Annotated in this window: 7 protein-coding genes and 1 other RNA gene; 6 read left to right on the top strand and 2 right to left on the bottom strand. The window is 54.4% G+C overall.

Annotated elements, in window-relative coordinates; translation table 11 throughout:
• The first annotated feature begins 189 nt into the window (after positions 1-189).
• On the top strand, positions 190-921 hold the full coding sequence (locus ABF979_RS16510; protein WP_415560765.1) for a fasciclin domain-containing protein: 732 nt from the start codon (positions 190-192) through the stop codon (positions 919-921).
• Positions 922-945: 24 nt separating this feature from the next.
• Here the strand turns inward: ABF979_RS16510 and ABF979_RS16505 are convergent, their stop codons facing one another.
• Complete coding sequence (locus ABF979_RS16505) at positions 946-1,524, bottom strand: thiamine phosphate synthase (protein WP_415560764.1); 579 nt, start codon at positions 1,522-1,524, stop codon at positions 946-948.
• 32 nt (positions 1,525-1,556) lie between these two features.
• Positions 1,557-1,964, bottom strand: a complete 408-nt coding sequence (locus ABF979_RS16500) for a hypothetical protein (RefSeq protein ID WP_415560763.1) — start codon at positions 1,962-1,964, stop codon at positions 1,557-1,559.
• A 41-nt stretch (positions 1,965-2,005) separates the two neighbouring features.
• On the opposite strand from ABF979_RS16500, the gene ABF979_RS16495 reads away from it, so the two are divergent.
• From ABF979_RS16495 to ABF979_RS16475, 5 genes are all read left to right on the top strand, one after another.
• The gene (locus tag ABF979_RS16495) at positions 2,006-2,221 is read left to right on the top strand and encodes a hypothetical protein (protein ID WP_086634867.1); all 216 of its coding nucleotides are present in this window, start codon (positions 2,006-2,008) and stop codon (positions 2,219-2,221) included.
• Positions 2,222-2,224: 3 nt separating this feature from the next.
• On the top strand, positions 2,225-2,569 hold the full coding sequence (locus tag ABF979_RS16490; RefSeq protein WP_046901310.1) for a cell division protein ZapA: 345 nt from the start codon (positions 2,225-2,227) through the stop codon (positions 2,567-2,569).
• 47 nt (positions 2,570-2,616) lie between these two features.
• A non-coding RNA gene (gene ssrS, locus ABF979_RS16485) (6S RNA) lies at positions 2,617-2,773 on the top strand.
• Positions 2,760-3,341, top strand: coding sequence for a 5-formyltetrahydrofolate cyclo-ligase (locus ABF979_RS16480; protein ID WP_415560762.1), 582 nt, complete (start codon positions 2,760-2,762; stop codon positions 3,339-3,341). Before ssrS ends, ABF979_RS16480 begins: the two co-directional genes overlap by 14 nt.
• 3 nt (positions 3,342-3,344) lie before the next feature.
• Positions 3,345-4,160: a TIGR00282 family metallophosphoesterase gene (locus ABF979_RS16475; RefSeq protein WP_046901312.1), complete on the top strand. Its 816-nt coding sequence runs from the start codon at positions 3,345-3,347 to the stop codon at positions 4,158-4,160.
• Positions 4,161-4,328: the final 168 nt, after the last annotated feature.

Below are 4,328 nucleotides of genomic sequence, written 5' to 3'. Positions count from 1 at the left end.
GGCTATGGTGGCTACGGCGGCGGCTGGGGTGGCGGTTTCCCTGCGACCTATTACAACACAAGCTGTCAGACGACGTTTGAACTGGTAAGTGGTCACGTCGTGGGATGGACCATGCGCGGGGACGGGTGCTGAACCCGGTTTCCTCGTCTATGGTTCTGCGTCCTCTCTATTAAGACGGTGTGACCAGACATGCATGTGCGATTCGGTTTTTCCTCTGCCCCCGGCGCTTTGACCCGGTTCTCGGGTCTTCGTTCGGGCGCAGTGGCCCTGCTGGGTTTAGCTCTGGCAGGATGTCATGGGACGGACTGGTCGCATAATTATCAGGATAGTTTCGAGACCCAGGCAAAGACATCCATGTCTTATATGCCTGACACGGTTGCCAATGCATTTGAAACGCCCAAGAATAATGAGCCGAGCACGCCGATAGCGTATCATCGGCCTGCGTCCCCGTCGTATGATGATCGCCCGCTGGACGAAAATATCGCCGCGTCAATAGAGTTGGCCGATTATACGGCTGCGATCCGGCACGTAGGTCTGGTGCCTTGGATCACGGGTCCCGGCCCTTACACGGTTTTTGCCATTCCTAATGAAGCCATGGAAAAACTCTCGGCTCGCTGGCCGGGTGGACTGATGGCGCCTGCGATGAAGGGTCAGTTGACCCATATTCTGGGCTATACGATCGCATCAGGAAAATGGGACGAAAAAGCTATCCGCAAGGCCATCGCCAGAAACCATGGTCAGGGTATCGGTCTTAAGACGCTGTATGGAGATATCATCAGCGTCCATATCGATGCGCGGACTGGCGAAATTTTCCTGAATAATCCCGCCGGGCAGGTGGCTCATCTGTGGAGCCATTCGCTACCGCAGTCTAATGGTGTTCTGTATTTCATGCGGGACGCGCTGCTTCCTGTTTCTCACTGAACCAAAAAAGGGCGCGCCACCTTCTCAGGTACTGAGTGCGCTTATCAACTGGATGACAGTGTCCTGATCACTGCCATCCAGCTTTAGAGGGATGGCAAGGAAGTCAGCCGCAGAATCTCTGGCGGTTCGTGCAGCTTCGGACGATACAATGTTTTCGGCCACGGCAGGAAGTTCCATTACGGACGTCCACCACTTAATCATGTCTGCATGTTCTGAAGGGAAGGCGATGTAGTCCGCGCCGCTTTCTCCAGCCTGCATCGCTTCGTCCCGGCTTTGGCAGAAGCATCCAATCTGAATATTTTCTCCGGCTATTTTGCGCAGGGCAGGCAGGCTGTCTGCTGACGGCGCGTGGATACCATCAGCCACCTTTAAAAGATCTGGCGAGATAGAAACCGTTACATCCGCCACATCCAGCATCAGGGCGACGTCATTCTCGTGAAGCAGACTCACGAATTTGGAAAGCTGCTTTTTGTCGAGGTTGTGGGCTGCTGGAAAACGCAGCGCAGTGACCTCGGGGCGTGCGAGTAGCCTTGGCAATGCATCAAGCATTGCGGCTGTTTCGAGCGTGGCGGGCAGAACGGGATAAAGATCGCAAGGTATCATGGGCAGAGTTTCGCAGATTCACGCGCGGCGGGCTAGCGTCGCCATGAGGTAGGGGAAGGGCGGGCCGTCAGGACCCTCGTTTCATGGAGTTGGTCTGACTTCAAGGCTCTCATTTGCTGCGGAGAGGCTTGGCAAACAACCCATCCAATCCCAGTCAAAAGTGCCATTCGCGCCAATGCTGCCGATGCACCACAATCCAGAATGGAAAAAGCCTTCTGCTCCTGCATCACATCCAGCCACCAGCGAATTCCAAAGCTGTTTCCAGCGCCCTTAGGAGAGAGTGCCAGAAAGGGCTGAGGGTGTTGCGCTCTGAGGCTGGTCATTTCAGGGTAAGAAGAAATACTGAAAACTGGCAGCATCAGAGAGGGTGCAGCGCTTGACCTGATGAAGGGTTCGGGTCTTTCCTGATTAGGTAGTCTAGGATGAGATGTGTCGGTCATAGTATTCGGCATAGTGATGGCATGAACGGAAAGAGCGCGTTTTGAGCGAGCAGACAGGATCTCTGCAGGACGATAGGACTATTGATCGTCTTGAGGAAGCGGTGGGGCGAATTGCCACCGCGATGGAGCAGCAGGCCCGAATGCGGGAAGAGCGTGAGCGCGAGGCGCGTTCAGCTCCCGACCTGCCAGAGATTGCCGCAAACATTGATGCTTTATGTGTGCGTATCCGCGGAATTCTTGAACGAAAGGGAGAATGAGCCATGGGGCAGGTTTCCATTCGTCTGAACGGGTATGTTTACAGTGTTGGCTGCCAGGATGGAGAAGAACACCATCTTTATTCCATGGCGCGGCAGGTTGAGAGCTGGCTTCAGCGGGCGAGGACCCTTGGTGGTGCCGCCAGCGAGTCCAAGACACTTATGATGGCTGCGCTCTTGATGGCGGACGAAATTTTCGAGCTGAAGCGCCGCCCGATTCCGGATGATATGCTGGCGACTGTTGAAGAAGCCAAAGCGGCCTTGCGTATCGCGGAATCCCGCCAGGCGAGGCTCGCACATTTGACCCAGCAGGTTGAGGGTTTGGCTGAGACACTCGAAAAGGAAGGGTAATCGACGGGTTCCCGTTGAATATCTCTCCGCAGTGTCTAATATGTAGTTCGGAGCTGCCTGGTGCGTCAGGCAAATCAACCCCCGGGCCGATAAGCATTCCTACGGGAACTGGCTCTGTCGTGGCCTTGGTCACGTTAACCGGTGCCCACCTGCACTTGCAGGTCTAGGAGGGCTGAAAAGACCAACGGCTTTGGCGGCTCCACAGATTTTTTCCATCGATCAGCAAAAAAAAGAACTCCGCGATCTCATGGCTGAGAAGCGCAGAAATGCGCCAGCGCATGCAGAAGCAGACCTGCTGGAACGGATTTTCAAAACCGTTCAGACTTATGATGCTCCGAGCGTAGCGGCAGTTTGGCCTCTGCCGGGAGAAATCGATCTTCGACCTTTGTGTTCCCGGCTGGCTGGTGATAGGCGACGCGTTGCGCTGCCTGAGACGACACCCAAAGGAACGCCTCTCGTTTTTCGGGAGTGGAGCGAAGAGACGCCCATGCTGGCAGGTCGCTTTGGGACATCTCATCCTGATGGCCCCATTCTTATTCCTGATCTTGTTCTTGTTCCTTTCCTGGCGTTTGACCGGAAAGGTTTTCGTTTGGGCTATGGGGGTGGTTATTATGACCGCACTCTGGCGCAGCTGAATGTGCCCGCAATTGGCTTCGGTTTTGCTTTTCAGGAAATGAAAAGCATTCCCGTTGGGCCATACGATATTCCCCTTTCTGTTGTCGTCACTGAAAAAGAGACGATTCAGACTGGGCCTTATAATTTGGAAGGCTGACTGTTGAGACTGCTGTTTCTGGGCGACGTTGTAGGTCGGAGTGGACGTGAAGCAATAACCGACAACTTGCCGGAGTGGCGTAAAAAGCTCTCTTTGGATCTGGTTGTCGTGAATGCGGAGAACGCTTCACATGGTTATGGCCTTTCCCCTGATATCGCGAGAAGCCTGTTCTCTGCCGGTGTAGATGTCATCACGTTGGGCAACCATGCCTGGGACAGGCGCGATATGGTGAGCCACATCAGTCAGATGCCTAATATCGTGCGTCCTATAAACTATCCCGCAGGGACGCCGGGGCAGGGGAGCTACATTATAGATCTGGAGCGTGGTCGCCGCGCTCTGGTGGTCAATGTCATGGGTCGAATTTTCATGGACCCGCTGGATGATCCCTTTCGGGTCGTCGGTGAACTGCTGTCCCGTCATCGGCTTGGCGTGACCGTGAATGCAATTGTCGTAGACATTCACGCGGAAGCGACCAGTGAGAAGATGGGCTTTGGTCAGTTTTTCGACGGGCGGGTGTCGCTGGTTGTTGGAACGCATACGCATGTGCCGACGGCAGACCATCGTATTCTTCCCAAAGGAACGGCTTATCAGACGGATGCCGGCATGTGTGGTGACTATGACAGTGTCATTGGCATGGGGAAGGAGGCGTCCCTTCATCGGCTGATCCGTAAAATCCCAGGGGAGCGCCCTCAGCCAGCAGAAGGCGAGGCGACAGTTTGCGGTCTGATGGTCGAGACAAACGACGCCACAGGTCTGGCTGTCCGCGTCGCTCCTTTAAGGATGGGAGGGCATCTGGCGCCGAACTGGCCGGATTTCTGACGCGGGACAAAGATTTCAGAAGAAAAATGCAGAAAATGAATGTTTTTTGTGGCGGCTAAAAAGGTGAAAAATGTGGATTTCTCTGATTTGGCCCAATTTACAGTCATTTTTCTTGTGGATAAGTGTCGTGTGATGATTGTTTGACAGTGTTGGGTGGTGGCCGTATAA

Source organism: Gluconobacter sp., from assembly GCF_047723935.1.
Taxonomy (GTDB): Bacteria; Pseudomonadota; Alphaproteobacteria; order Acetobacterales; family Acetobacteraceae; genus Gluconobacter.
This window is presented reverse-complemented; position numbering and strand designations above follow the sequence as displayed.